At 71.0% G+C, this 25138-nt stretch carries 23 protein-coding genes; 14 read left to right on the forward strand and 9 right to left on the reverse strand.

Annotated elements, in window-relative coordinates; all coding sequences use genetic code 11:
• Positions 1-122: 122 nt before the first annotated feature.
• A complete protein-coding gene (locus tag LNK82_RS04025; RefSeq protein WP_230565552.1) occupies positions 123-623 on the forward strand; it encodes a GNAT family N-acetyltransferase in 501 nt (166 codons plus the stop codon).
• A 113-nt stretch (positions 624-736) separates the two neighbouring features.
• Complete coding sequence (argG, locus tag LNK82_RS04030) at positions 737-2179, forward strand: argininosuccinate synthase (protein ID WP_230565553.1); 1443 nt, start codon at positions 737-739, stop codon at positions 2177-2179.
• A 72-nt stretch (positions 2180-2251) separates the two neighbouring features.
• Here argG and LNK82_RS04035 read toward each other — a convergent pair whose 3' ends face one another.
• The gene (locus LNK82_RS04035) at positions 2252-3268 is read right to left on the reverse strand and encodes an NAD(P)/FAD-dependent oxidoreductase (protein WP_230565554.1); all 1017 of its coding nucleotides are present in this window, start codon (positions 3266-3268) and stop codon (positions 2252-2254) included.
• Between the two features lie 115 nt (positions 3269-3383).
• A complete protein-coding gene (locus LNK82_RS04040; protein ID WP_230565555.1) occupies positions 3384-3953 on the reverse strand; it encodes a superoxide dismutase in 570 nt (189 codons plus the stop codon).
• 127 nt (positions 3954-4080) lie between these two features.
• Between LNK82_RS04040 and LNK82_RS04045 the strand changes: the two genes are divergently transcribed.
• On the forward strand, positions 4081-5445 hold the full coding sequence (locus LNK82_RS04045; protein ID WP_230565556.1) for a 3' terminal RNA ribose 2'-O-methyltransferase Hen1: 1365 nt from the start codon (positions 4081-4083) through the stop codon (positions 5443-5445).
• Complete coding sequence (locus tag LNK82_RS04050) at positions 5445-7934, forward strand: polynucleotide kinase-phosphatase (RefSeq protein ID WP_230565557.1); 2490 nt, start codon at positions 5445-5447, stop codon at positions 7932-7934. Before LNK82_RS04045 ends, LNK82_RS04050 begins: the two co-directional genes overlap by 1 nt.
• A gap of 4 nt (positions 7935-7938) precedes the next feature.
• Here the strand turns inward: LNK82_RS04050 and LNK82_RS04055 are convergent, their stop codons facing one another.
• Positions 7939-8568, reverse strand: a complete 630-nt coding sequence (locus LNK82_RS04055; RefSeq protein WP_230565558.1) for a hypothetical protein — start codon at positions 8566-8568, stop codon at positions 7939-7941.
• Positions 8569-8626: 58 nt separating this feature from the next.
• On the reverse strand, positions 8627-10876 hold the full coding sequence (locus LNK82_RS04060) for an NHL repeat-containing protein (RefSeq protein WP_230565559.1): 2250 nt from the start codon (positions 10874-10876) through the stop codon (positions 8627-8629).
• A gap of 423 nt (positions 10877-11299) precedes the next feature.
• Here LNK82_RS04060 and LNK82_RS04065 point away from each other — a divergent pair, with 423 nt between their 5' ends.
• Genes LNK82_RS04065 through LNK82_RS04080 form a run of 4 tightly spaced genes read left to right on the forward strand, consistent with a single transcriptional unit; the run spans position 11300 to position 15164 of the window.
• Positions 11300-12430 (forward strand): ABC transporter substrate-binding protein, encoded by a 1131-nt coding sequence (locus tag LNK82_RS04065; protein WP_230565560.1) that lies wholly within the window; start codon positions 11300-11302, stop codon positions 12428-12430.
• A 3-nt stretch (positions 12431-12433) separates the two neighbouring features.
• Positions 12434-13345 carry an ABC transporter permease gene (locus LNK82_RS04070; RefSeq protein WP_230565561.1) on the forward strand — a complete coding sequence of 304 codons (912 nt, stop codon included), beginning with the start codon at positions 12434-12436 and terminating at the stop codon, positions 13343-13345.
• Positions 13333-14118, forward strand: a complete 786-nt coding sequence (locus tag LNK82_RS04075; RefSeq protein WP_230565562.1) for an ABC transporter permease — start codon at positions 13333-13335, stop codon at positions 14116-14118. Before LNK82_RS04070 ends, LNK82_RS04075 begins: the two co-directional genes overlap by 13 nt.
• 2 nt (positions 14119-14120) lie before the next feature.
• Positions 14121-15164, forward strand: a complete 1044-nt coding sequence (locus LNK82_RS04080) for an ABC transporter ATP-binding protein (RefSeq protein ID WP_230565563.1) — start codon at positions 14121-14123, stop codon at positions 15162-15164.
• 6 nt (positions 15165-15170) lie between these two features.
• Here the strand turns inward: LNK82_RS04080 and LNK82_RS04085 are convergent, their stop codons facing one another.
• Both LNK82_RS04085 and LNK82_RS04090 read right to left on the reverse strand, forming a co-directional pair.
• A complete protein-coding gene (locus LNK82_RS04085; RefSeq protein ID WP_230565564.1) occupies positions 15171-15785 on the reverse strand; it encodes a hypothetical protein in 615 nt (204 codons plus the stop codon).
• Between the two features lie 221 nt (positions 15786-16006).
• The gene (locus LNK82_RS04090; protein WP_268995782.1) at positions 16007-17437 is read right to left on the reverse strand and encodes an LVIVD repeat-containing protein; all 1431 of its coding nucleotides are present in this window, start codon (positions 17435-17437) and stop codon (positions 16007-16009) included.
• A 223-nt stretch (positions 17438-17660) separates the two neighbouring features.
• Here LNK82_RS04090 and LNK82_RS04095 point away from each other — a divergent pair, with 223 nt between their 5' ends.
• The gene (locus tag LNK82_RS04095) at positions 17661-18284 is read left to right on the forward strand and encodes a DUF305 domain-containing protein (RefSeq protein WP_230565566.1); all 624 of its coding nucleotides are present in this window, start codon (positions 17661-17663) and stop codon (positions 18282-18284) included.
• A 6-nt stretch (positions 18285-18290) separates the two neighbouring features.
• On the opposite strand, the gene LNK82_RS04100 is transcribed toward LNK82_RS04095, so the two are convergent.
• Entirely contained in the window at positions 18291-18605 is a 315-nt protein-coding gene (locus LNK82_RS04100) for an antibiotic biosynthesis monooxygenase family protein (protein ID WP_230565567.1), read from the reverse strand.
• An 81-nt stretch (positions 18606-18686) separates the two neighbouring features.
• Here LNK82_RS04100 and LNK82_RS04105 point away from each other — a divergent pair, with 81 nt between their 5' ends.
• The 5 genes from LNK82_RS04105 to LNK82_RS04125 all read left to right on the forward strand — a co-directional run bounded on the left by LNK82_RS04105 (position 18687) and on the right by LNK82_RS04125 (position 22931).
• Positions 18687-19268, forward strand: coding sequence for a TetR/AcrR family transcriptional regulator (locus LNK82_RS04105; protein ID WP_230565568.1), 582 nt, complete (start codon positions 18687-18689; stop codon positions 19266-19268).
• Positions 19269-19470: 202 nt separating this feature from the next.
• Entirely contained in the window at positions 19471-20379 is a 909-nt protein-coding gene (locus tag LNK82_RS04110) for an ABC transporter ATP-binding protein (protein WP_230565569.1), read from the forward strand.
• A 4-nt stretch (positions 20380-20383) separates the two neighbouring features.
• Entirely contained in the window at positions 20384-21109 is a 726-nt protein-coding gene (locus LNK82_RS04115; protein WP_230565570.1) for an ABC transporter permease, read from the forward strand.
• 11 nt (positions 21110-21120) lie between these two features.
• Positions 21121-22317, forward strand: coding sequence for a sensor histidine kinase (locus tag LNK82_RS04120; RefSeq protein WP_230565571.1), 1197 nt, complete (start codon positions 21121-21123; stop codon positions 22315-22317).
• Positions 22314-22931, forward strand: coding sequence for a response regulator (locus LNK82_RS04125; RefSeq protein WP_230565572.1), 618 nt, complete (start codon positions 22314-22316; stop codon positions 22929-22931). The genes LNK82_RS04120 and LNK82_RS04125 overlap by 4 nt, the downstream gene beginning before the upstream one ends.
• On the opposite strand, the gene LNK82_RS04130 is transcribed toward LNK82_RS04125, so the two are convergent.
• Together LNK82_RS04130 and LNK82_RS04135 are read right to left on the reverse strand one after the other, a co-directional pair.
• Entirely contained in the window at positions 22904-23299 is a 396-nt protein-coding gene (locus LNK82_RS04130; protein WP_230565573.1) for an allophanate hydrolase-related protein, read from the reverse strand. The genes LNK82_RS04125 and LNK82_RS04130 overlap by 28 nt on opposite strands.
• A gap of 363 nt (positions 23300-23662) precedes the next feature.
• Positions 23663-25087: an NCS2 family permease gene (locus tag LNK82_RS04135; RefSeq protein ID WP_230565574.1), complete on the reverse strand. Its 1425-nt coding sequence runs from the start codon at positions 25085-25087 to the stop codon at positions 23663-23665.
• Between the last annotated feature and the right edge of the window lie 51 nt (positions 25088-25138).

A 25138-nucleotide genomic window follows, 5' to 3' on the forward strand; every position in this document is an offset into this window, starting at 1 on the left:
GGTCACCGGGAACGGGGAGGTTGATGAATATGGCTGTCCGCGGCCGTCTTCAGCACGTCCTCATCCGGTCCGCACGCGGCTGACGCGCGGGCCGGGTCATCTGCGATGACCAGGAGTTCCGAGTGTCTTCTCCATCCCTTCCCGTGCCCGACCTGACCACCGAACGGCTGGTGCTGCGGTCCTGGACCCCGGCCGAGGCCGACGCCGTCGTGGGCGGTGTCCGGCTGCCGCACTGGGCCGAGGACTTCCCCGCCGACGGCGATCAGGTCATCGCCGGGCTGCTCGGCGAGCGCCCCGAGTGGCTGAGCCGTCACGGCCACCGGTTGGTGGTCGAGCGTGACAGCGGTCTGGTGGTCGGGTCGATCGGGCTGTTCTGGCCGCCGAACGACGGCGTCGTGGAGATCGGGTACGGCGTCGTGCCGTCCCGGCGCGGGCGCGGGTACGCCACCGAGGCCACGCGCGCGTTGGCCGACTTCGCGTTCACCGCGCCCGGCGTCCGGGTGGTCCGCGCCGAGGTGGAGCTGTCGAACCCCGCCTCGGTCCGCGTCCTCGAGAAGGCCGGTTTCCGGCCGTTGGACGTCGCCGTCGGGCAGGGCACCGCCCGGTACGGCATCGTGCGGTAGGTCGTCTCACGGGGTCGGCGGCCGTTCCTGCCGTCGACCCCGCGTCACCGCAGGTCAGCGCTATTCGACCCCCGGCTATGCATGGTCATGCAGCGTCGTGCATACTTCTAGTCGTGTCCAAGGTGCTCACTTACCTCCCCGCCGGCGAACACGTCGGCATCGCGTTCTCCGGTGGTCTCGATACGTCCGTGGCGGTCGCCTGGATGCGGGAGAAGGGCGCGGTGCCGTGCACGTACACCGCGGACATCGGTCAGTACGACGAGCCCGACATCGCATCGGTGCCGAGCCGCGCCGCCGTGTACGGCGCCGAGATCGCCCGACTGGTCGACTGCCGGGCGGCCCTGGTCGAGGAAGGGCTCGCGGCGCTGGCCTGCGGCGCGTTCCACATCAGGTCCGGTGGCCGTGCCTACTTCAACACCACCCCGCTCGGACGGGCCGTGACGGGCACCATGCTGGTGCGCGCCATGCTCGACGACGACGTCCAGATCTGGGGCGACGGCTCCACCTACAAGGGCAACGACATCGAGCGGTTCTACCGCTACGGCCTGCTCGCCAACCCGTCCCTGCGGATCTACAAGCCGTGGCTGGACGCCGCGTTCGTCAGCGAGCTCGGCGGCCGCACGGAGATGTCCGAGTGGCTGCAGGCGCGCGGCCTGCCGTACCGGTCGAGCACGGAGAAGGCGTACTCGACCGACGCCAACATCTGGGGCGCGACGCACGAGGCCAAGGCGCTCGAACACCTCGACGCGGGCATCGAGATCGTCGACCCGATCATGGGCGTGCGGTTCTGGGACCCCGAGGTCGAGATCGCCACCGAGGACGTCACGGTCGGGTTCGACCAGGGCAGGCCGGTGACGATCAACGGCAAGGAGTTCTCCTCCGCCGTCGACCTGGTGCTGGAGGCCAACGCCATCGGCGGCCGGCACGGCATGGGCATGTCCGACCAGATCGAGAACCGGGTCATCGAGGCCAAGAGCCGCGGCATCTACGAGGCGCCGGGCATGGCGCTGCTGCACGCGGCCTACGAGCGGCTGGTCAACGCGATCCACAACGAGGACACCCTCGCCTCCTACCACAACGAGGGCCGCAAGCTGGGACGGCTGCTGTACGAGGGCCGCTGGCTCGACCCGCAGGCGCTGATGGTGCGCGAGGCGTTGCAGCGGTGGGTCGGCACGGCGGTCACCGGCGAGGTGACGCTGCGCCTGCGCCGCGGTGACGACTACTCGATCCTGGACACCTCCGGGCCCGCGTTCAGCTACCACCCGGACAAGCTGTCCATGGAGCGGACCGAGGACTCGGCGTTCGGGCCGGTCGACCGCATCGGCCAGCTGACCATGCGCAACCTCGACATCGCCGACTCGCGCGCCAAGCTGGAGCAGTACGCCGGGCTCGGCATGGTCGGCAGCCAGTCGACGCTGATCAGCGCGGCGCAGGTGGCGCAGACCGAGCTGATCGGCGCGATGCCCGAGGGCGGCGCCGAGGCCATCGCCTCGCGGGGCAAGGTGACCGACGACGAGCTGCTCGACCACGCCGCCCTGGAGGCGGGCAACGACTGACCCGCGCCGAGGCCGTGCCCGCGCCGGTCCACGCGTGTCGTGGCCCGGCGCGGGCGTCGGCGTTCCCGGGCCTCACACGCCGTGGCGACGGTCGCCCGCGACGAGTTCGGCGACCCTGGCCTCGGCCTCGCCGGAGAACGGGTTCCGGTAGGCCTCGACGGCCAGGCGGGTCTCCTCCGCGATCAGGTCGGCGTTGATCTGGGCGCCGGCGGTGGCGCCCGCCGCGGCGGCCGCGCCGACCTGCGCGGTCAGGTCCGTGACGTTGCCCGCCACCCACACCCCGGGCACGTCGGTGCGGCCCAGCGCGTCGGCCGGGATGTGCTCGCCCATCCCGGAGGGGTGCTCCACGGGCCGGAGCCCCAGCGTCGCCAGGAAACCGGCGCGTGCCACCATGCGCGACGCCACGACGATCACCTCACGGCCGACCGCGCGCCCGTCGGCGAGCCGCACGCCGACGATGCGGTCGCCCGCGATCTCCAGCGCCGCCACCTCGCCCGCCACGACGTCGACACCGCGTGCGGCCAACTGCTCGGCCTGCTCGGCGGTCGGCGGCTGCGCGTGGGAGAAGAGCGTGACGTCGGCGCTCAGCTGCCGGAACATCAACGCCTGGTGCACCGCCATCGGCCCGGTCGCCAGCACGCCGATCGCCTGGTCGCGGACCTCCCAGCCGTGGCAGTACGCGCAGTGGACCACGTCGCGGCCCCAGCGCTCGCGCAGCCCCGCCACGTCCGGCAGCTCGTCCACCAGGCCCGTGGTCACCAGCAGCCGCCGGGCCCGGACCGCGCGGCCGTCGGCCAGCGCCACCACGAACCGGTCGCCCTCGCGGGTCACGGCGCCGACCTCGCCGGTCACCACCTGACCGCCGTAGGCCCGGACCTCCGCCCGACCGCGTTCGACCAGCTCCGCCGGCGGCATCCCGTCCCTGGCCAGCAGCCCGTGCACGCCGTCGGCCGGCGCGTTGCGCGGCGACCCGGCGTCGATCACGACCACCGACCGCCGCGACCGCGCCAGCATCAGGGCGCCGTTCAACCCGGCGGCCCCACCACCCACCACCGTCACGTCATAGCTGTCACTCAGCTGAAAGGTCATCGCGACCACCTCCACGACCACCATGCGTGCGAGGTGAGCGGATCGGCAAACCTTGTTGCCGATCCGGCAACAAGGGCCGGCCCCCCGGCTCCCACCGGGCCGGCCTCCCGTCAGCTCAGAACTTCACCGTCGCGCAGCCGACCCGGGCACCGGCGGTGCCCGCCTTGCCCGGTTCGGTGGCGGTGCGCTGGGCGTGGATCACGACCGAGCCCGCCCGGCGGTCGGCGAACTGCCACGGCACGACCGTGCCGACCACCGCGCGGCCGCGGTCGTCGGTGGTGAAGTCGAGCCAGATCTCGTTCTCCGGGTTGGCGTAGGCCGGGTCCACCGACGGCTGGTTCGGGTCCACCACGTGCTGGTGGTGCGCGCCGGAGTCGGTGGGCGCCACGCCGCACGGCAGCTGGTGCGCGTGCGCGCCGTAGGTTCGGTTCGGCACCAGGCCGTACACGCTGAGCAGGGTTTTCGTGGAGTGCCGCAGTGGGGTGGCCACGACCATCACGGCCGCGCCGGGCGCGATCAGCGCCGGGTCGTAGGTGTAGGCCTTGGTCGCGGTGTCCGGGGTGGCGAACCGGGCCACCGTCACCGCGACCCCGGAGCTCCGGGGACCGTCCGCTGCGGCGGACGCCGTCGGCGTCACCGTCGTCGCGAGCAGTCCGCCGATGATCAGGGGAACCAGACGTTTCACAGTTCTGCCTTTCGAGGACAAGGCGGCCTTACCGAAGTTAGCACCGATGGCCCGACGTCGCTTTCACAGTGAAGACCCTTCGTAATTCGGGGGCGGTGCGCGGTTCGCCTCGTCCACACTGGACGACGTGCTGCTCACCTTGACCACGACCCACCACCCAGCCACCGACCTCAGCCACCTGCTGCACAAACACCCCGATCGGGCGCAGTCGTTCACCACGTCCTCGGGCACCGCGCACGTCTTCTACCCGCGCGCGGACGAGGAGGAGTGCACGGTCGCGCTCCTGCTGGAGGTCGACCCGGTCGCGCTGGTGCGCGGTCCCGGCAGCACGCTCACCCAGTACGTCAACGACCGGCCGTACGTGGCCGGCTCGCTGTTGACCGTCGCGCTCGGCTCGGTGTTCCGCACCGCGATGAACGGCCGCAGCCAGAGCCGCGCGGACGTGGCCGCCACCCCCATCCCGCTCACGGTGCGCGTGCCCGTCCTGCCGCACCGCCTGGTCGAACGGCTCTTCACGCCGTTGGGCTGGACCACGCGCATCGCACCTCTCCCGCTCGGCGACGGCGACGACTCGCGGTACGCCGACGTCACCCTCACCGGCACGCTCACCCTGTCCGAAGCCCTGAAGCACCTCTACGTCCTGCTGCCCGTCCTCGACGGCGACAAGCACTACTGGGTCGCCGAGGACGAGGTGGACAAGCTGCTGCGCGCGGGGGAGGGGTGGCTCGGCGCGCACCCGGACCGCGAGCTGATCACCACCCGGTACCTGATGCGCCGCCGTCCGCTGGTGCGGTCCGCGCTGTCGCGCCTGGCCGAGGTGGAGGAGGTCGAGCCGGAGGAGCTGGACAACGCACTCGTCGAGCCGAAGGTGTCGTTGGCGGTGCAGCGCCGTGAGGCGATCCTCGACCAGCTCAAGCAGGTCGGCGCGCGGTCCGTCCTCGACCTCGGCTGCGGTGGCGGCGCGTTGCTGCGCGCCCTGCTCGAAGTGCCCGACTTCACCCGCGTCCAAGGCGTGGACGTGTCCGCGAACGCCCTCGCCACGGCCGCGCGCAAGCTGAACCTGGACCGGATGTCGGACCGCCAACGCGCCCGGCTCACGTTGCGCCAGTCGTCGCTGACCTACGCCGACCCGGAGCTGAAGGGCTACGACGCCGCCGTGCTGATGGAGGTGGTCGAACACCTCGACCCGGACCGCCTGCCCGCGTTGGAGCACTCGGTGTTCGTCGTCGCGCGGCCGCGCACGGTCCTCGTCACCACGCCGAACGTCGAGTACAACGCGTTGTTCGAGACCCTGCCGGAAGGCAGGCACCGGCACTCCGATCACCGCTTCGAGTGGACCAGGGCCGAGTTCGAGGACTGGGCGGACGGCGTCGCGCACCGCCGCGGGTACACCGTCACCCACCTGCCGATCGGACCGGTGGACGCCGAGCGCGGCGCGCCGACCCAGCTCGCCGCCTTCACCCTGATCGAGCACAGGAGCGTGGAGGACTGATGGAGCTCAAGATCCCGGACCTCTGCCTCGTGGTGCTGATCGGCGCTTCCGGCTCGGGCAAGTCCACGTTCGCGCGCAAGCACTTCCGGCCGACGCAGGTGCTGTCCAGCGACTACTTCCGCGGCCTGGTCGCGGACGACGAGAACGACCAGTCGGCGTCCGCCGCCGCGTTCGAGGCGCTGCACTTCGTGGCGGGCAAGCGCCTGGACGCCGGTCGCACCACCGTCGTCGACGCGACGAACGTGCAGCGGTCCGACCGGGCGCGGCTGATCGAGCTGGCCCGTGAGCACAACGTGCTGCCGGTCGCCATCGTGCTCGACACCCCGGAGGAGGTCTGCCTGGCCCGCAACGCCTCCCGCCCGGACCGCGACTTCGGCGCGCACGTGGTGCGCCGGCACCGCGCCGCGCTGCGCAAGTCGTTGAAGCACCTCGGCAAGGAGGGCTTCAAGCGGGTGCACGTGCTGCGCGCGCAGTCCGAAGTGGACGAAGCGGTCATCGTGCCGGAACGGCTGCTGAACGACCTGCGGCACGAGACCGGGCCGTTCGACGTGATCGGCGACGTGCACGGCTGCCGCGCGGAGCTGGAGGACCTGCTGGTCAAGCTCGGCTACGCGCTGGTGCGCGACGACGAGGGCCGTCCGGTGGACGCCGTCCCACCCGCGGGACGGCGTGCCGCGTTCGTCGGCGACCTGGTCGACCGGGGCCCGGACACGCCCGGTGTGCTGCGCCTGGTGATGGGCATGGTCGAGGCCGGGCACGCGTTCGCCGTGTGCGGCAACCACGAGCAGAAGCTGGTGCGTGCCCTGCGCGGGCGCAACGTGCAGGTCAAGCACGGTCTCGCGGAATCGCTGGCGCAGCTCGCGGCCGAGCCGGAGGAGTTCCGCGAGCGTGCCGTGCGGTTCTGCGACGGCCTGATCGCGCACTACGTGCTCGACGGCGGCGACCTGGTGATCGCGCACGCGGGACTGCCGGAGAAGTTCCACGGCCGCGCGTCGGCCCGGGTGCGCAGCTTCGCGCTCTACGGCGACACGACCGGTGAGACCGACGAGTACGGCCTGCCGGTGCGCTACCCGTGGGCGACGGAGTACCGGGGCAAGGCGACCGTGCTCTACGGGCACACGCCGATGCCGGAGGTCGAGTGGGTCAACAACACCATGTGCCTGGACACGGGTGTGGTGTTCGGCGGCAGGCTGACCGCGTTGCGCTACCCGGAGCGCGAAGTCGTGGCGGTCGACGCGCACGAGGTCTGGTACGAGCCGGTGCGACCGCTCGTCGTGCCGGAGGAGGAACGCGAGCCGGACGTGCTCGCGCTGTCCGACGTCACCGGCCGCCGGTTCGTCGAGACGGCCCACCGGGGCCGGATCGGGGTGCGGCCGGAGCAGGCCGCGTCGGCGTTGGAGGTGATGAGCCGGTTCGCGATCGACCCGCGCTCGTTGCTGTACCTGCCGCCGACGATGGCGCCGACGGCCACCTCGCAGCGGCCGGACGTGCTGGAGCACCCCGAGGACGCCTTCGCGGAGTACCGGAGCGCGGGCGTGCGCGAGGTGATCTGCGAGGAGAAGCACATGGGGTCGCGCGCGGTGGTCCTGGTGCGCAGGGACGGCGGCGGCGTGATCCACACGCGGACCGGTCGCGCGTTCTTCGACCCGCCGTTGGGCGACGAACTGCTGGCACGCGTGCGCGAGGAGGTGACGAGGGCCGGGTTGTGGGACGAGTTCGACACCGACTGGCTGCTGCTCGACGCCGAGCTGCTGCCGTGGAACGCCAAGGCGGCAGGGCTGATCAAGGAGCAGTACGCCTCGGTCGGCGCGGCGGCCACGGGTGCTCTCGGCGTGGCGGTGGACGTGCTCGGGCGGACCGCCGCACGGGGCGTCGACGTCGGCGACCTGCTGGCGCGCACGGAGAGCAGGCTGGCGAACGCCACCGGCTACCGCGACGCCTACCTGCGGTACGTGCGGCCGACCGACGGCCTGGCCGGCGTCACCATCGCGCCGTTCCAGCTGCTCGCCGCGCGCGGCCGGACGTTCCACGACCGCGACCACCGGTGGCACCTGGACGTGCTCGGCCGGCTGGCGGGCGAGGTGTTCACCCGCACCCGGCACCTGGTGGTCGACACCGCGGACGAGGAGCAGGTCGCCGCCGGCATCCGCTGGTGGGAGGACCTGACCGCGGCCGGTGGCGAGGGCATGGTCGTCAAGCCGCTGGCGAACCTCGTGCGCGGCGACCGCGGCCTGGTGCAGCCGGGCGTGAAGGTGCGCGGGCGCGAGTACCTGCGGATCATCTACGGCCCGGACTACACCGAGCCGGAGAACCTGGAGCGCCTGCGCAAGCGCGGTCTCGGCGCGAAGCGGTCGCTGGCGATCCGCGAGTACGCGCTCGGCCTGGAGGCGTTGGAGCGCGTCGTCCGCGACGAGCCGCTCTGGCGGGTGCACGAGTGCGTGTTCGCCGTGCTCGCCCTGGAGTCGGAGCCGGTCGACCCCCGGCTCTGAGACGTCACGGGGCGCTGGGCAGCCGTCCGCGGCCGCCCGGCGCCCGGGTCCTCAGCCTCACCGCGCGCACGATCGGGTAGCCGGTCGCGACCAGCAGCGACAGCGCCGGAAGGGGCACGCCGAGCAGGCTCTGGCCGAGGGCGTAGTCGGCCGCGGGCACGGCGAGGCACAGCGCGAAACCCCACGGCGGCGCGGTCTGCGGCTTCTTCGGCGCCGCCCACGGCGTCCGCTTGAACGGCTTGGCCACCGACAGCCACACCTGCACCGCCAAGGCCGACGCCATCAGCAGCGAGCCGACGCGGAGGAGCGGTTCCGAACCGCCAGGGTGCAGGTTCGGGCTGAGCACGAAGATGCCCGCGTACAGCTGGCTGAGCGTGATCGCGAACTTGACGAGCACCCACCAGTGCCGGAAGTAGCCCCACGCCGTGAGGCCGGACAGCATCAGCCCGCTGAACGCCGACGTGGTGGCCATGAACTGGAGCACCTGCACGTCGAGCAGCAGCGCCACCTCGAACGCCGGCCGCCGGTCGGGCACGGCCAACGCGTGGTTCACCACCACGAACAACGCCAGCGCCATCATCATCCAGCCCGTGGACGACACGACGTGCGCCCAGACCAGCAACTTCCTGCTCATGACCAACCCCTACTAGTAGCCGCACTACATATAGTACGGCTACTAGTAGGGTGGTGGCTCAGACCCGGCAGGGGCTGCCGCCGGGCTCGCCCGGCAACGCCTCCACGTTGGCCTTCGCCTCACCGAGCACCACGTCGGTCAGCAGGGTGTCCAGTGCGAACGCCCGCTGCACCACGCTGGTCGACGTGGTCGTGGTGCTGTTGAGCTGCAACGAGCCGATGACCAGCGGGATCGTCAGCGGCGCGCTGCCCACGGCGATCTGGACCCCGTTGATCCGCAGGCTCGCGATCTGCGACGAGCCGGCGAACTGCGGGTTCAGGTTCGCGTCGCACGTCACCGACGCGGTCGCCTGGATCACGCCCACCTCGATGTTCACCAGCAGGCTGCTGATCCGCGTGTACTCGACCCGGGCGTCGGACACCGCGCCGTCACCGGGAGCCGGCGGCAGGGCGAGCAGGTCGTCCGGTGTCTGCTCGGTGCTCGCGGTCAACGCGTTCGCCCGCACGGTGAGGATGCCCGCGGACAGGTTGACGTTGGCCACGTTCTCGTAGTCGTCCACGCACGGCACGTCCGGCGGGTTGGCCCGCGCCACCACGATCCCGGCCAGGTTCAGCGCGGTCGCCTGGCAGGAGAACACGCCGGTCCGCTCGGAGGTCTTGATCCGCAGGTCCGACAGCACCGGCGTGTCGCCGGACGGGCTCGCGGTCAACGTCGCCCGCACCTCGATGTAGCGGCCCACGCGGGCGAACTCGACCCCGTTGGCCACCGGCGTGAACGTCTCGCCGGCGAGTCCTGCCTCGGTGTCGGACGTGCGCGCCTCGACCGTGATCGAGGTGCCCGCCGGCACGCTGCCCTGGGCCTCGGTGTTCCAGGTGACGGTGCCCCAGGTCTGCCCCGCGACGCCGCCGTCCTGCACCACCGACCACGTGCCCACCGGCGCGGTGATCTCGCCGAGCACCGACCCGGTCATGTCGCTGTAGTTGTACGGCCCGGCGCCCGCGCCGAGGTCGACAGTCAGGTCGACCGCGCCGACGGTGAACCCGCCGCCACCGGCCGGACCGGCGTCCGGGTCGATGCGCTGGGCGTTGTTGGAGTTGATGTTGGTGACCCACACCTTGCCGTTGGTGTCGACCGCGACGCCGGTGGGGCCGTTGCCGCCGGGCAGGACCACGTTGCCGACGAACGTGCCGTCGGTGCGCAGGTGGCCGACCGTGTTCGTGCCGTTGTCGAGCGCGTGGGCGACCCAGACGTTGCCGTCCATGTCGACCGCGACGCCCTGCGCGCGGTTGTGGCCGTGCGGGAAGGTGCCGAGGACGTTGCCCGCGGCGTCCATCTTGACCGTGTGGCCGGAGTTGACCCCGGTGTGCCAGATCTCGCCGGTCTGCGGGTCCATGCCGAGGCCGTAGTCGCCGTGCGAGGTGTCCAGGCAGGCGCCCGAGCCGCTGCCCGGCTCGTAGCGCAGCAGGTTGGCGCCGTACCGCGCCGACCACAGCGTGCCCGCCTGGTCGACCAGACCGCCGTAACCGCCGCAGCCGAAGCTGACGGGCGCGGTCAGCGGCGAGCCGTCCACCCCGGAGATCTTCTGGTGCTGCATGTTCGAGCCGCCGGTCCACAGGTTGTTGTCGGCGTCGACGGCCACCGTGCGGGTGTTCGTGCCCGCGACCCGGCTGTAGGTGATCAGGCACTCGTCGGCCGCCGTGGTGACACCGCCGTTGGCGTCCGCGCCACCGGCGTTGGTCCACGGCCGGATGTCGCCGAGACCGCGCGACGTGGCGTAAAGGCCGTCGAGGTCGCGGTCGACGCAGGTGTTGTAGCCGAACGGCCCCTTCAGGTAGTCGCCGGCGGGGTTGGGCGTGCCGTCGGCGTTCGTCCGGGTGCCGCCCCGGATGACGCCGACCCGGGTGACCGACCCGCGGCCACCGCCCTGCTCGTTGCGGTTGGACAGCCAGGTGTTGCCGAGCTTGTCCACGGTGGTGCGGGAGGGGTTGCGCCCCTGGCCGTCCGGCGCCGAGAGCCACTCGCCGACGATCTCGCCGGTGTTGACGTCGATGCGGACCATCGTGCCGCGCGCCGAGGCGGCGACGTTGACGTAGGGGAAGAACACGCTCTGGCGGTTGAGCTGGAGCTGGTTGTTGTTCGGGGCGTCGTGGTTGACGTCCTGGAGCACGCCCTGGTCGAAGTCCGCGTCCAACGTGTAGAGCACGTCTTCGCCGGGGACCGGGGCGGCGGACGCCGACGGCGGGCCGACGAGGGGGAGGAGCAGCGCGCCGACGGCGGCCAGCACCAGGGATCTTCGCGGGTGAAGCATGGATCTGCCCTTCTTCGGGGTTCGGCAGTTGTTCGGGCATTTCCGTCACGTGACAACCGGGTGTCGAGGGTCGATCGGAACGCGTTACCGGACCGGGAAATGTGAGTAGACAATTAGGCAAAAATAGGGGTGGACATTCACACTCTTCCGAGTGCAGAACGTCCGAATGGCCCAAAGAGACGATTCGCACGGTGACTGTTGACGTTGTCCGCTACGCCGTAAGGTTGAACCTTTCGGCTGATCCGGGCCGATCCGGTCGGTGTCGTCGTTAACCGTTCGGACACCCCCGGACCACCCGGAATTCGCTCACCCGGTCGACCGGGTCTCACTCGCTTGACAAGTGCGCGCGAGTTCCCGAATCCTCCGCAGGGCACGTTTTGGTCGTCCGCGAAAAAACCCTTGTCACCCGAGGAAGGTTCGCCCGTGAACCACACCCGAGTCCTGCGGTCGGTAGGCGTCGGCGTCACCGCGCTGGCGTTGGTCGCGGCCTGCGGCACGCCGCCGCCCAAGGACGGCGCCGCGAGCGGCACCCCCGCGGCGACCGCGAAGTCCGCCGCCGAGTTCGGCGGGTTCGACAAGCTCGTCGAGGCCGCCAAGGAGGAGGGCAGGCTCAACGTCATCGCGCTGCCGCCGGACTGGGCCAACTACGGCGAGATGATCAAGGCGTTCGAGGCGGAGTACGGCATCGAGGTCGACTCGGCGCAGCCCGACGCGTCCAGCCAGGACGAGATCAACGCCGCCAAGCAGCTCAAGGGCGGCGACCGCGCGCCGGACGTGTTCGACCTCGGCCTGACCGTGGCGCTCGCCAACAAGGACTTGTTCGCGCCCTACCAGGTGCGGACGTGGGCCGACATCGCCGACGAGCTGAAGGAGCCGTCCGGGCTCTACTACGGCGACTACGGCGGCTTCATGTCCATCGGCTACGACGCCGCCAAGGTGCCCGCGCCGACCTCGGTCAAGGACCTGCTCAAGCCCGAGTACCAGGGCAAGGTCGCGCTCAACGGCGACCCGACGCAGGCGGGCGCCGCGTTCTCCGGCGTGGTGATGGCCGCGCTGGGCAACGGCGGCTCGGCCGACGACATCGCGCCCGGCGTGGAGTTCTTCGCCCAGCTCAAGGCCGCGGGCAACTTCCTGCCGGTCGACCCGTCGCCCGCGACCATCGAGTCCGGGCAGACGCCCGTCGTGATCGACTGGGACTACACCAACGCCGCGCAGACCGCGAAGCTCGCGGGCAAGGTCGACTGGAAGGTCGTCGTCCCGGCGGACGCGCAGGTCGGCGGCTACTACAACCAGGCGATCAACAAAGACGCGCCGCACCCGGCCGCCGCGCGCCTGTGGCAGGAGTTCCTGTACTCCGACAAGGGCCAGAACATCTTCCTCAAGGGCCTGTCGCGGCCCGTGCGGATGGACGCGATGGCCAAGTCCGGCACGGTCGACGCGGACGCGGCGGCGAAGCTGCCGGAGACGTCCGGCGCGCAGGTGTTCCTCACCCAGGAGCAGTCGGACAAGGCCAAGCAGGTGCTGGCCTCGACGTGGGCGCAGGCGGTGGGCTGACCGGTGGTCGCACCCGTCACGACCGGGGCCGGGGGAGCCGATCGGGGCTCTCCCGGCCCCGGACCCGGTCGGAGCCGGCTGGCGTGGCTCGTCGTGGTGCCGTTCCTGGCCTACGTCGGCACGTTCCTGGTGTACCCGACCGCGCTGGTGCTGGCCGGGGCGTTCCAGGACGCGGACGGCGGGTTCACGGTGGCCAACCTGGCCGACCTGACCCGCGGCGTGTACCTGCAGGCGTTCCTGCGCAGCGTGGAGCTGTCCGCGATCACCGCCCTGCTCGGCGCGGTGTTCGGCGCGCTGCTGTCGTGGGCCGTGGCGGTCGGCGAGCCGGAAGGCCCGCTGCGCCGCGTGGTGGTGGCCGGCGCGGGTGTGCTCGCCCAGTTCGGCGGCGTGCCGCTGGCGTTCGCGTTCCTGGCCACGATCGGCTTCCAGGGCTTCGTCACGCGGTTCCTGCGCGAGTCGTTCGGCGTGGACCTGTTCGCCGGCGGCGCGTGGCTGTTCGAGCTGCCCGGCCTGACCCTGGTCTACACGTTCTTCCAGATCCCGCTGATGGTCATCGTGTTCCTGCCCGCGCTGGACGGCCTGCGCCCGCAGTGGCGCGAGGCGGTGGCCGGCCTCGGCGGCTCGTCGTGGACCTACTGGCGGCACGTCGGCGGCCCGATCCTGCTGCCCGCGTTCCTCGGCGCGTTGCTGTTGCTGTTCGCCAACGCGTTCTCCGCCTACGCCACGGCGGCGGCGCTGGTGTCGCAGGGCAGCCCGATCGTGCCGCTGCAGATCCGCGGCTTCCTCACCGGCGAGGTGCTGCTGGGCCAGGAGAACCTGGGCAAGGCGCTGGGCCTGGGCATGGTCGTGGTGGTCGGCGTGGCGATGGGCCTGTACGCGTTGTTGCAGCGGAGGTTCTCGCGATGGCAGCGGTGACCCGGCGCGGTGTCGCGCGGTCCGCGATCCTGGTGGTCCTCGGGGCCTTCCTCCTGCTGCCGCTGGTCGCGATGGCGGAGTTCTCCACCCGCGGCGCGAACGGCACGCGCAGCCTCGCGTCGTGGGCGGCGATCGTGGACGACCCGGACCTGGTCGAGGCGATCGGAGTGTCGGTGCAGCTCGCGGTGGCCAGTTCGCTGGTCGTGCTGGTGCTGCTGGTGCCGACGATGACGTGGATCAGGCTGCGGCTGCCCGCGCTGCGCCGGCTGGTGGAGTTCCTGTGCCTGCTGCCCGTGGCGATCCCGGCGATCGTGCTGGTGGTGGGCATGGCGCCGCTGTACGCGTGGGTGAACTACTTCCTCGGCGACTCGCCGTTGACGCTGACGTTCGCCTACGCGGTGCTGGTGCTGCCGTTCGCCTACCGGGCGATCGACTCGGGCCTGTCCGCGATCGACCTGAAGACGCTGGCGGAAGCGGCACGCGGCCTCGGCGCGTCCTGGGGCACGGTGCTGCTGCGGGTCGTGGTGCCCAACATCCGCACCGCGCTGCTCGGTGCGTCGCTGCTGTCGGTGGCGTTGGTGCTCGGCGAGTTCACCATCGCGTCGCTGCTGAACTTCGACACCTTGCAGGTGCGGGTCAACCTGCTCGGCAAGCGCGACGCGGGTGTGTCGATCGCGGTGTCGCTGCTGAGCCTGCTGTTCGCGTTCGCGCTGTTGTTCCTGCTCTCGTTCGTCGGCAGGCGACGGCGGGGCGCCGCCGTCGAGGAAGGCTGATCATGGGGTACCTGCGACTGGACGGGCTGCGCAAGTCGTTCGGCGGCCAGAGCGCGCTCGACGGGCTCGACCTGGAACTCGCCGAGGGCGAGCTGGTCAGCCTGCTCGGGCCGAGCGGCTGCGGCAAGACGACCGCGCTGCGCATCGTCGCCGGGTTCGAGACGGCCGACTCGGGCACGGTCCTGGTGGACGGCCGCGACATCACCCGCGTGCCCGCGAACAAGCGGGACATGGGCATGGTGTTCCAGTCCTACAGCCTGTTCCCGAACATGACCGTGACGCAGAACGTGGCGTTCGGCCCGCGGCTGCGCAAGGCGCCGGACCGGGCGGGACGGGTCGCCGAGCTGCTGGAGCTGGTCGGGCTCGCCCACCTGGGCGGGCGGTACCCGCACCAGCTGTCCGGTGGCCAGCAGCAACGCGTGGCGCTGGCCCGTGCGCTGGCGATCCGGCCGAGGGTGCTGCTGCTGGACGAGCCGCTGTCCGCGCTGGACGCCAAGGTGCGGGTGAACCTGCGTGACGAGATCCGGCGCATCCAGACCGAGCTGGGCACGACCACCTTGTTCGTCACGCACGACCAGGAGGAGGCGTTGGCCGTCTCCGACCGGGTGGGCGTGATGTCGGAGGGCAGGCTGGAGCAGCTCGACACGCCGGCGGTCGTGTACCGGGAGCCCGCGTCGGCGTTCGTGGCGCGGTTCGTCGGCGTGACCAACGCGGTGCACGGCGTCGCCGAGGCGGGTGGCGTGCGGCTGGGCGCGTTCCGGCTGGCCACCGAGGCGGTCGGCGGGCTGACCGGCGAGGTCGAGGTGATCGTGCGGCCGGAGGACATCGGCATCGCGCCCCACGGCGGCCAGGCCGACGGCGCGTTGACCGGCAGCGTGCTCACGCAGAGCTTCCTCGGGCCGGTGACGAGGCTGTCCGTGCGGCTCGACGGCGGCGACCAGGTCGTGCGGGTCGACCAGCCGTCCAGCCGCGCGGCCGACTTCCCGCCCGGCACGACCGTCGCGCTCGACCTCGGGGCCGGCAGGCTGATGGTGGTCGCGGCGTGACGGGCGCTACGGGCGGCGCAATTTCGTCAACCTGAGCCGTTCGTCGTCGGACAAGGCCGAATCGGTCAGGACGCGCACCCCGCGGGCGCCGATCGGCTGACCGTTCACGGAAGTCACCCAATTGGTCGGTACGTCGGTGAACAAGGTGACTTCCGGCGTGTCGGTGAAATGGCCGTAACCCAGCACCGTCGACCGGCTCACGCTCGGACCGTTGAGCACCACGTAATCCTGGTCCGCCAGGGTCGGGTCGGCGGCCCACGGCACCTCGTCGCCGAGCGTCCAGCCGCCGACGCCGCCGTAGCGCAGCAGGAACGTGCGGGCGTGGTGGATGGTGACCACGTAGTGGTGCTCGCGGTCCGGGTCGACGGGCACCGGCGTCCGCGTGAAGTTGAGGCCGTAGGGCACGCCGGTCGCGCGCACGGTGCGGGAGAACGCCGCCAGGTCGCCGCCGCCGGTGCTGATCGCCCGCGACAGCGCCGACCACGCGCCGGTGGCCGTCTGGTTCGGCAGGCGAGCACCCGGCCACGGGTCGCGAATGGTCATGCCGCCCCAGATGAGGCGCACGGCAGGGGCCGGCCAGACATTGTCGCGCTCACCCCGGTAGAGGGTCATGTCCGGCATGGGAAATACTCCTCGCGAGGAATTCGTGAAGAGGAATCGGTTTCGATCCTACGCGGAGCGGGGCCGAACGCGGACGAATTCACCGGCAAGGAGTATCGGGCCTCGGGAATGAGGTGTGTTAAAAGGGCGTATATGCAGGGTGCGCATCACCGGGTGAGCGAAGGGCCCGCCGCGGGTGCGCGGCGGGCCCTCCTGGTGTCACGACGGTCGGACCGTCCGGGCTAGCGCGGGAACAGGTCCCGGTACGCCCCCTGCGTCTGCACGTTCAACTCGCCGACCCGGACGAGCTTCGCCGTCGCCGTCCGCGGGTCGCGGATGTCGAGCACGTCGAGGCCCTTGGCCATGTCGTTCGAGAAGATGTAGCCGTTGTAGTAGTACGCCGACCACGAGCCGCCGCCCGCGCCGTTGGGCAGCGGACCGCGCTCGAACCAGCCGATCTCCTTGGGGTTGCGGGAGTCGGTGAAGTCCCAGACCGAGATGCCGCCCTGGTACCACGCCTGGACCATGATGTCGCGGCCCTGGACGGGGATCAGCGAACCGTTGTGCGCCACGCAGTTCTCCGTGTCGCCCTGGGTCCGGGAGATCTTGTAGTACGAGCGGAACTCCAGCTCGCGACCGTCACCACGACCGGTGATGTCGTAGATGCCGTCCGCGCCGCGGGTCGGGCCGATCTTCTCGTTGCAGGTCGGCGCGCCGCCGCCACCGAGCTCGTCGGTGAAGACGACCTTGGTGCCCTCGTTGTTGAAGGTGGCCGAGTGCCAGAACGCGAAGTTCACGTTGTCCTGGACGCGGCTGATCTCGCGGGGCTTCTCCCGGTCGGAGATGTCCCACAGCACGCCGTCACCCATGCAGGCGCCGGCCGCGAGGTCCTTCGACGGGTAGACGGTGATGTCGTGGCAGCCCGAGGTGGCGCGGACGTAGCCCTCCTCGATCGTGCCGTCACGGCCGGGGTTGCCGCCGTCCGGGAACAGCACGGTCTCCGACAGCACGGAGGCCGACGCCGGGTCCTTCAGCGGCACCTTGACGATGCTGATCAGGTCGTGCGGCGTCTTGCAGTCGGGGAAGGTGTCGTTGGGGCCGTACGACGAGACGTACAGGTAGGCGTTCTTGCCCTTCTTGTCCGGCACCAGCGTGTGCGTGTGCGAACCGCACTTGGTCTCGACCGCGGCGACGTACTTCGGGTTCTTCTTGTCGCTGATGTCGAAGATCTTGATGCCCTCCCACGCGTCCTTGTTGGTCGCGGAGAGCGGCGTGCTGGCGCAGGAGTTGTCGCTGCGCGACGAGTCGGTGGACAGGAAGAGCAGGTTGTCCTTGACCGAGATGTCGTTCTGCGAGCCCGGGCACCACACCGTGCTCGTGATGGACGGCTTGCGCGGGTTGCGCACGTCGTAGATCACGAAGCCGTCGTAGTTGCCGCTGAACGCGTAGCCGTTCTGGAACGCCAGGTCGGACCACGTGGACGAGGCGGTGAACGGCGCCGGCTTCGGCAGGTTCGCCAGGTGCTTGAAGTTGCGGCTGTTGCGGATCTCGTCGACGCCGGGGATGCCGGCGGCCGGCTGCTCCTGGCTCGACAGCTGGGTCTCGGACAGTCCGGCCAGGTCGGCGTCGTCCGGCGCGGCGGTCGCCTGAGGCGCCCAGGCCACGACCGACAGGCTCAGCGCGAACGCCCCCAAGACCGCGGCCGGCGTTCTGCGTCGGCGGGCCAAATCGCGTACTTCCACTTCAGGTTCCCCTTCCAACCCACTGCAGGGCCCGCAGTATCACCCCTTCGCATGGCTAAGGACCAGACCCGATCGTCGGAAAGTTTCTCCGCTTCCGACCGGTGGAACGGCCGGGTACGTTGACGGCCGACCGGAGGTTCTAGGGGGTAGCGGGATGCGGATGGTGTTCGTCGCGGTGTTGGTGGCCGTCCTCGCGGGCTGTACGTCCCAGGCGGACGACCAGCCTCCGATCATTGCGCCGCAGGGGCCGGGCGAGCAAGCGAAAACCCTGGCGCCGGAGGATTTCGGCACGGATCGGTGGGTCGCGCCGAGCGAGGCGGACCTGAAGTACGTCGCCGGCATGATCGTCCACCACAGGCAGGCGCTGGAGATGACCGCGCTGGCGCCGGAACGCGCGCAGCACGAGACGGTGCGCGGCTTGGCGTCGCGGATCCACGACACGCAGGGCCCGGAGATCGCGGCGATGGAGCAGTGGCAGCGGCAGTACGCGGAGAACGCGCCCGCGCACGGCCACCGCGCCGAGCTGCCGGAGGTCGACCACGGCTCGATGCCCGGCATGGCCACCGACGAGCAGATGGCCGCCCTGAAGGCCGCCCGCGGCGCGGACTTCGACCGGCTCTTCCTCCAGCTGATGATCGCCCACCACGAGGGCGCCGTGCGGATGGCGGTCGAGGTGCTGTCCTCGGGCAGCGACGTGCGGGTCGAGGAGATGGCCAACGACGTCTCGGTCTCCCAGACCGACGAGATCGAGCGGATGAAGGCGATCACGATCCCGTGACCGCGATCAGGGGCTGAGCAGCAGGTCTTCCGACGGTTGGAAGGTCTCCACCGCGTTGCCCGTCACGTGGCGGGCGATGCCGGCGTTGCGCCGGTGGGCTGCCTTGAAGGAGTCCGACGCGACCCAGGCGTGGAAGTCGTCCTCGGTGTCGAACTCGTTGACCGACACGTACGGCTGGTCGGGGCGGGTGGGGCGCAGCAGCGTGCTGCGACGCAGGCCGGGCACACCGGGCAGGTGCTCGCGCATGGTGCTCCGGAAGTGCGACTCGAACTCCTCGGCGCGTTCGGCGGGGACGAACAAGCGGTTGGTCGCGATGAACACCCGACACCTCCGTGGTTCCCGACGCAGTGTAGGGAACTATTCCAACGGCGCGTAGGTAAGGCAAGGGCTAGGATCGGGCGAGTGCCCAGGATCAGCGCCGACACGCTCGCGGAGCACCGCGCGAACCGGCTGCGGGACCTGCTGGACGCGGGGCGCGACATCGTGGCCTCGGAGGGCGCGGACGCGCTGACCCTCGCGTCGCTGGCCCGTCGCGTCGGTCTGTCGCGGCCGAGCCTGTACGAGTACTTCCGCTCCCGCGAGGAGCTGGTCGCCGCGATCGTGTCCGACGAGCTGCCCGAGTGGGGCCGCAGGCTGGCCGAGGCGGTGCGCTCGGTCGACGGCGTCGAGGCCAAGGTCGAGGCCTACCTCCGCACCGAGCTGGAGATCATCGCCGACGGCAGCCACAGCGCCGTCGTCGCCCTCTCCGCGCACGCGCTGCCCGACGCCGCCCGCACCGCGATCCGCGCCGAGCACGACAAGCTCCTCGCCCCGTTGGTGGACGTCCTCACCGACGCCGGCGTCCCCTCACCGGCCCTGCGCGCCGTCCTGATCCACGGCGCGGCCGAGGCCGCCGCCCGCACCCTCCGCCCGGGCGACACCCCGCACAACACCACCGTCGTCACCGCCCTGACCACTCAAATCCTCCACGGCCTCCACCCCTGACCTCGCGCGTGTCCTACCTCCAGACCGCGCGAGTCCTACGTTCCGACCGCGAGAGTCCTACGTTCGGAACCCCTGAGTTCAACGCTCAGGTCCACCCCGAGGGCGGATCAGGGTGGTCTACGGGAAGATCAACCGATCGGTTGATGCCAGGTGTGGCCCGCCGTGTGATCCGGCCGAACGCCCGGTCGACGACGCTCGTGGCATGGCAATCATCGAGGTGGTCGACCTCGTCAAGACCTACGACCGGAAGGTCGCGGTGGACGGTGTCTCGTTCTCCGTCGACGAGGGGGAGATCTTCGGGATCCTCGGCCCGAACGGGGCCGGGAAGACCACGACCGTCGAGTGCGTGGAGGGCCTGCGCTCGCCGGACGGCGGCACGATCCGGGTCGACGGGCTTGACCCGCGACGTGACTGGGCGGAGCTGCGCACCCGGCTCGGCGTCCAGCTCCAGCAGAGCGAGCTGCCCGACCGCATCCGGGTCGGCGAGGCCCTGGACCTGTACGCGTCGTTCTACCGCGACCCGGCCGACTGGCGCGAGCTGCTGGCACGCCTGGGCCTGGCCGATCGCGCCAAGACCGAGTACCGCAAGCTCTCCGGCGGCCAGAAGCAGCGCGTCTCCATCGCGTTGGCGCTGATCGGCAAGCCCAAGGTCGCCGTGCTGGACGAGCTCACCACGGGCCTCGACCCGCAGGCGCGCCGCGACACGTGGAGCCTGGTCGAGCAGGTCCGCGACGCCGGCGTCACGGTCGTCCTGGTCACCCATTTCATGGAAGAGGCCGAGCGGCTGTGCGACCGGATCGCCGTGATCGACGCGGGCAAGCTGGTCGCGGTCGACAGCCCCGCCGGCCTCGTGTCCCGCGTGGACGGTGAGCAGCGGGTCCGGTTCCGGCCGACCGCGCCGCTGGACGTGGCGCTGCTCGAAGAGCTGCCCGAGGTCTCGAACGTCGAGCAGCGCGGTCCGCAGCTCGTCGTGACCGGCACGGGCAACCTGCTGCACGCCGTCACGTCCGTCCTCGCCCGCAACCAGATCGTCGCCGCCGACCTGCGCATCGAGCAGGCCGGCCTGGACGACGCCTTCATCCGCCTCACCGGCCGCGCGCTCACGGAGTAGCACAATGCTGAAGATCGTCAACACCGAGTGGAAGCTGTTCCTGCGCGAGTCGAGCATGGTCGTGTTCGCCGTCCTCTTCCCGACCATCCTGCTGCTGGTGCTCGGCGCGATCCCCGCGTTGCGCACCCCCGACCCGTACTTCGGCGACCAGCGGTTCATCGACGCCTTCATGTCGTCGCTGGTCGTGACCACGCTGGCGTTCCTGGGCCTCAACAAGCTGCCCGCCACGGTCGCCACCTACCGCGAGAAGGGCGTGCTGCGCCGCTTCTCCACCACCCCGGTCCACCCCGCGCGCCTGCTGGTGGCGCAGGTGCTCGTCAACCTGATCGCGGGCGTGATCTCGGTCGTGCTGCTCATGGCCGTGTCCCGGGTGGTGTTCGACATCGACCTGCCGCACCACCCGCTCTGGTTCCTGGTGACGTTCCTGCTGGGCATGCTGTCGCTGTCGGCCATCGGTCTGCTGGTCGCGGCCTGGGCGCCGAACGCGAGGTCCGCCGGCGGGTGGGCGACCGTCGTGTTCATGCTGGTCATGTTCTTCGGCGGGGTGTACCTGCCCCGGTTCCTGCTGCCGGACTTCCTCAACGCCATCGGCGCGTACCTGCCGCCGGGCGTCGAGGCGTTGCAGCAGTCGTGGCTGGGCGTCGCACCTGACCCGGTCCACCTCGGCGTGCTGGCGCTGGTCACGGTGGCAGCGGGTACCGTCGCCGCGAAGTCGTTCCGCTGGGAGTAGGGGTGCGCGCGATGGACGTGCTGGACACGTGGGAACGGCGGCTGAACGTCGCCGGGCACGCCATCCCGTACTTCGTGCTGGTGCTGACGACCGTCATGTACCTGGTGGTCGGGACGGACACCGGACCGACCACGGCGGTCAACGTGGGCATCGCGGCGGCGACCGGCCTGTGGATGCTGTGGTGGTACACCCTGCACCCGGGCTGGCGCTCCCGGACCGGCCTGATGGCGCTGTTCTTCGTCGGGATCCTGGTCTCGTACGCGTTGCTGGGGCTGCGCGACCCGATGTTCGGGTTCTTCTCCTTCGCCGGGTACATCTACGCCATCGACGTGCTGCCCGGCCGGTGGAAGCTCGTCGGGGTGTCGGCCACCGGTGTCCTCGCGGCGACGTCGCTGTACGGGGGCTTGCCGCCGGCGGAGCTCGGGGCCATCGTGGTGTACCTGATCATCGTCGTGTTCATCGTGATCATCGCCTGCACGTTCACCACGTTCGGCCACATCACCTCTGAGCAGTCCCGGCGCCGCAAGGAGATGGTCGCCGAGATGGCGGCGATGATGAAGGAGAACGCCGGCCTGCACGCCCAGTTGCTGATCCAGGCGCACGAGGCCGGCGTGCTGGACGAGCGGCAGCGGCTGGCGCGGGAGATCCACGACACGCTCGCCCAGGGCTTCGCCGGCATCATCACGCAGCTCCAGGCGGACGAGGACCCGCCGCGGCACGTCGAGACGGCGTTGCGGCTGGCGCGGGAGAACCTGGCCGAGGCCCGTCGCTCGGTGCACGCCCTGCGCCCGCCCGCGCTGGTGGACGCGAACCTGCCGGACGCGCTGGCCGAGGTCGCGGCGGGGTGGACGGACCAGACCGGTGTGGCGGCGTCGATCAGCACGACGGGCGCGGCGCGGCCCCTGCACCCCGAGGTGGAGGTGACGTTGCTGCGTGCCGCGCAGGAGGCGTTGTCGAACGTCGCCAAGCACGCGCGCGCGTCACGGGTCGGGTTGACGTTGTCGTACATGGAGGACGTGGTGACGTTGGACGTGCGGGACGACGGCGCGGGGTTCGACCCGGAGGTGAAGACCGACGGGTTCGGGCTGGTCGGCATGCGCCAGCGGGTGTCACGCCTGGCCGGCGCGCTGGTCGTGGAGTCCGAGCCGGGCGGCGGCACGGCGGTGTCCGCGTCGGTGCCCGCGATCCCCGCCGAGGTGGCGCCGTGATCCGCGTGGTGATCGTGGACGACCACCCCGTCGTGCGCGACGGGCTGCGCGGGATGCTCGCGAGCGCCGGTGACGTGGACGTGGTGGGCGAGGCGGCGGACGGCGCGGAGGCGGTCACCGTCGTGCGCGCGCTGCGGCCGGACGTCGTGCTGATGGACCTGCGGATGCCCGGGGTGGACGGCGTCACGGCCATCGAGCGGCTGCGCGGCTGCCCGACCAGGGTGTTGGTGCTGACGACGTACGACACGGACAGCGACGTGCTGCCCGCGATCAAGGCCGGTGCCACGGGGTACCTCCTGAAGGACACCCCACGTGACGAGCTGTTCCGGGCGGTGCGCTCGGCGGCCAGGGGAGAAGCGGTGCTGTCGCCGTCCGTGGCCACCCGGCTCGTGGGTCAGGTGCGGCAGCCGATGGCGGAGCCGTTGAGCGAGCGCGAGGTGGAGGTGCTCGGACTGATCGCCCAAGGGTGCACGAACCGCGAGGCGGCGGCGAAGCTCTTCATCAGCGAGGCGACCGTGAAGACCCACTTGGTGCACGTCTACACCAAGCTGGGCGTGAAGGACCGCGCCGCCGCCGTCGCGGTGGCCTACGAGCGGGGCCTGCTGGGCGCCTGAACCGTCGCCAGGTACGCACGCCAGTCACCGATCCGGGTGATGTCCGTCAGTTCCGGGCTGTCGAGGCATGCGTCCCGCAGCACGGTGGCCAACGCGGCGCCGCCGTCCGCCAACTCGATCACGCCGATCTCCAACTCCGGCGGCTCGGCGGGCAGCAGGTGGTCGCGCAGCACGGTCAGCGGCACGTCGTACACCTCGCCCACCACGTGGCCCGAACCGGAGGCGTGCATCGCGGGGAACCGGTCGCCCACGGAGAAGTAGCGGTAGCGGGGCGCACTGCGCGCCACGCACAGCAGCGGCGTCCCCTGCAACTGGTGGTGTAGCGGGCCGCCGCGCATGCCGCCGCCGTTGAGGAAGATCAACGCCATCGTGGGCCTCCTTGTGGATCGGGACTTGGGTCCGGTCGCCGGGAACTTGTCCACAGTCGCGAAGACAGGTCGGGCATCGCGCACCGTGACGTGATACTCCAGGAACTTCCTTGTAGAACCGCGGCCGAGGCGTAGGCGACGGCGCCGGACACCAGCCCTCCCGCAGCCGTTCCCCGGGACTCCACAAGGGAGTTGTCCACAACCGAGGAAGAAGTTGCTGCGAAGGTCGGGGATTCCACCGAACCTGTGCCCATGGCCAACGACCACGACAACACCACCGGACGCCCTTCGACCGTGAGACCGGCCGCGCACGGCGCGGTCCACTCCGGCACCGAAGCGGCCGACACGCGCACGACACCCTCCCTAGCGCAGGACGGCGGTGAACCCCTCGACCCCGAAGTACAGGACGAACAGCAGCGCGATCACGGTCATCAGCCAGCCGACCGAGCGCCACTGGCCCTTGCAGGTCTTGATCACCACGTAGGACACGAGACCCGCGCCGATGCCGTTGGTGATCGAGTAGGTGAACGGGATCACGGCCGCGGTGAGGAACACCGGGATCGTGTAATCCGCGTCGTCCCAGGGGATCCGCCGGCACTGCGCCATCATCAGACCGCCGATCACCACGAGTGCCGGTGCGGCGGCCTGCGCGGGCACCACCGCCGCGAGCGGGGTGAAGAGCAGGGTGGCGGCGAGCATCGCACCGGTCACCACGCTCGCCAGACCGGTCCGGGCGCCTTCGCCGACGCCCGCGGCCGATTCGAGGAACACCGTGTTGGGCGACGACCCGGTGACACCGCCCGCGACCGCGCCGAACCCGTCGACCAGCAGGATCCGGCCCATGCCCGGCACCTTGCCGTCCCGGGTGAGCCCGGCCTCGTCGGAGACGGACGTGATGGTGCCCATGGCGTCGAAGAACCCGGACAGCACCAGCGTGAACAGGAACACCGTCGCGGTGATCGCACCCGCCGAGGTGAACCCGCCGAACAGGTCCACCTCGCCGAACAGCCCGAAGTCCGGCGCGGCCACCACCGAGCCCGGCAGGTCGGGCGTCACCAGACCCCACCCGGGCACGTCGAACACCGCGTTCACGACCACGGCCAGCACGGTGGCCGCCGCGATGCCGATCAGCACCGCGCCGGGCACGCCGCGTGCCAGCAGCACGATCATCAGCAGCAGGCCGAGGCAGAACACCGCGATCGGCCAGCCGACCAGGTGGCCGTCCAGCCCCATCCGGACCGGCACGGTGGAGCCGGCCGCGTCCGGCGTCCGGGTCACGAACCCGGCGCTGACCAGGCCGACCAGCGCGATGTAGAGGCCGATGCCGATGGTGATGGCGGTCTTCAGCGGCGCGGGGATGGCGTTGATGATGCGTTCGCGCACCCCGGACGCGGCCAGCACGACGATGCACAGGCCCTCCAGGACCACGAGCCCGAACGCCTGCGCCCAGGTCATGGTCGGCGCGAGCTGGAAGGCCACGACACCGTTCACCCCGAGGCCCGCGGCGAGCGCGAGCGGCGCGTTGCCGACCACACCCATGAGGACGGTCATCACGCCCGCGGCGAGCGCGGTCGCCGTGGTGACCTGTTCGACGGTGAGGCGGGCGCCGGTGATGTCGGCCGAGGCGCCCAGGATCAGCGGGTTGAGCAGCACGATGTACGACATCGCCACGAAGGTGGTGACACCGCCGCGCACTTCGCGGCCGATGGTGCTGCCGCGCGCGCTGACGCTGAAGAACCGGTCGAGTCGGGTGGTCCGCGTAGGGATGTCATCGCTGAGCCGGGTCATGCCGCCCTTCCCATGCCGGTGGGCGCGTTCGGCGGGGCGAAGCCGAACGCG

The organism is Saccharothrix luteola, from assembly GCF_020859565.1.
Taxonomy (GTDB): domain Bacteria; phylum Actinomycetota; class Actinomycetes; order Mycobacteriales; family Pseudonocardiaceae; genus Actinosynnema; species Actinosynnema luteola.